The organism is Streptococcus sp. GMD6S (assembly GCF_000297015.1).
This window is the reverse complement of sequence record NZ_AJRH01000304.1, coordinates 1-2,479: the sequence shown is the minus strand read 5'-3', so window position 1 is coordinate 2,479 and position 2,479 is coordinate 1. Positions and strand designations below refer to the sequence as shown.

The window sequence follows — 2,479 nt, the reverse complement described above, 5'->3', positions numbered from 1 at the left end:
AAAGAGCAAACTAGGAAGCTAGCCGCAAGCTGTACTTGAGTACGGTAAGGCGACGCTGACGTGGTTTGAATTTGATTTTTGAAGAGTATTAATAGAGTTTTGGACAGTGACTTTGGCTCTACTAGATAAAGTAGAGCTTTTTGTTATGCACTATCGACATTCTAGAAAGGGCAACAATATGATAAAAATCAATCATCTAACTATCACGCAAAACAAAGATCTACGAGATCTTGTATTTGACCTAAGCATGACCATCCAAGACGGGGAAAAGGTTGCTATTATTGGTGAAGAAGGAAATGGTAAATCGACTTTACTACGGGCTTTAATGGGAGAAGCATTATCTGATTTTACTATCAGGGGCGACATCCAGTCTGACCTTCAATCACTGGCCTACATTCCTCAAAAGTTACCTGAGGAGCTAAAAAATAGGACTCTACACGATTACTTCTTTTTAGATTCCGCTGATTTAGACTACAGTATTCTCTATCGCTTGGCGGAGGAATTGCATTTTGATAGCGATCGTTTTGCTAGCGATCAAGAAATTGGGAGCCTCTCAGGGGGCGAAGCTTTGAAAATTCAGCTCATTCACGAGTTAGCAAAACCTTTTGAGATTCTATTTTTAGATGAACCTTCAAATGACCTTGACCTTGAGACGGTTGATTGGCTAAAAAGGCAGATTCGAAAGATTAGTCAAACTGTTATTTTCATTTCCCATGATGAAGACTTTCTTTCTCATACGGCAGATACTATTGTCCACTTGCGGCTGGTCAAGCATCGGAAAGAAGCGGAAACGCTAGTCGAGCATTTAGACTATGATCGCTATAGTGAGCAGAGAAAGGCTAATTTTGCCAGACAAAGTCAGCAAGCTGCTAACGACCAGAGAGCCTATGACAAAACCATGGAAAAACATCGCCGAGTTAAGCAAAATGTAGAAACTGCACTTCGAGCTACCAAAGACAGTACTGCCGGTCGCCTATTGGCTAAAAAGATGAAAACTGTTCTCTCTCAAGAAAAACGTTTTGAAAAGGAAGCTCAGTCCATGACCCAAAAACCACTTGAAGAGGAACAAATCCAACTTTTCTTTTCAGACATCCAACCATTACCGGCTTCTAAAGTCTTAGTCCAACTGGAAAAAGAAAATTTGTCCATTGGCGAGCGCATTTTAGCTCAAGAGTTACGACTAACGGTCCGTGGCCAAGATAAAATCGGTATCATCGGGCCAAATGGTGCTGGAAAATCAACTCTGTTAGCCAAGTTGCAGCAACTACTAAGCGCCAAAAGAGAGATTTCACTTGGTTTTATGCCACAAGATTACCATAAAAAACTACAATTGGATTTATCTCCAGTAGCCTATCTCAGCCAAACTGGGGAAAAAGAGGAACTACAGAAAATCCAATCTCACCTAGCCAGTCTCAATTTCAGCTATCCAGAGATGCACCACCAAATCCGCTCCCTATCTGGCGGGCAACAAGGTAAACTCCTACTTTTGGATTTAGTGTTGCGCAAACCAAACTTTCTCCTTCTGGATGAGCCTACCCGAAATTTCTCACCAACTTCCCAACCCGAGATCAGAAAACTATTTGCCTCTTATCCTGGCGGTCTGATCACTGTTTCACATGATCGACGTTTCTTAAAAGAGGTCTGTACGAGTATCTATCGTTTGACAGAAAATGGTTTGGAAGTCGTCGATTTACAAGATTTATAATTTTTGAACATAGCAAAAATCCAGAGAAATCTCTCTGGATTTTTTTTACATGTGTTTCAAGCGTTCGATTCGTTCTGAGATAGGTGGGTGGGTATAAAAGAGTTTTTGAAGCCCGCCACCTTTCTTAGGATCATTGATATAAAGAGCGCTGCTGGCATCGTCAACATGGTGATGCATCGGCTCGCTATTGTCCAACTTGCGCAAGGCATTGATCATCCCTTGAGGATTGCGGGTCAGCTCCACACTGGATGCATCCGCTAGAAATTCCCTCTGACGGGAAATGGCAAGCTGCACCAAGGTTGCTGCGAGAGGTGCTAGAACAATGGCTAAGAGAGAGATAATAAGCATGATAATCTCCAAACCATTTCCATCGCGATCATTATCACTCCGTCTGCGACCTGCCCCACCCCACCACATCATCCGTCCTGCCATACTAGACAGAAGGGTAATGGCACTTGCAAGGGCAACAGCAATGGTCGAAATGCGGATATCGTAGTTTCGGATATGACTGACTTCATGCCCCATAACAGCTTCTAGCTCCTCACGATTCATGATAGCTAAGAGACCCGACGTTGCTGCTACTGCGGCATTCTGCGGATTCGAACCTGTTGCAAAGGCATTTAAAGAAGAATCCTCAATGATGAAAACACGCGGCATAGGAATCTGGGCCACCATGGCCATATCTTCTACTACATGGTAGAGGTCTGGTGCCGTTTGCTCATCAACCTCACGCGCCCCATTCATAGACATGACAATCTCTGTCGATTGAAAGAT

2 protein-coding genes are annotated in these 2,479 nt (G+C 43.3%); one reads left to right on the top strand and one right to left on the bottom strand.

The window, feature by feature from the left end; all coding sequences use genetic code 11:
• Positions 1–145: 145 nt before the first annotated feature.
• Positions 146–1,705 (top strand): ATP-binding cassette domain-containing protein, encoded by a 1,560-nt coding sequence (locus tag GMD6S_RS11080; protein WP_008278601.1) that lies wholly within the window; start codon positions 146–148, stop codon positions 1,703–1,705.
• Positions 1,706–1,750: 45 nt separating this feature from the next.
• Here GMD6S_RS11080 and htpX read toward each other — a convergent pair.
• Positions 1,751–2,479, bottom strand: a 729-nt coding sequence (htpX, locus tag GMD6S_RS11075) for a zinc metalloprotease HtpX (protein WP_000519984.1), incomplete at its 5' end; no start/stop codon positions are given.

Coding starts and splice junctions, on each gene's coding strand:
- GMD6S_RS11080 (WP_008278601.1), top strand. CDS start 146: ATGCACTATCGACATTCTAGAAAGGGCAACAATATGATAAAAATCAAT.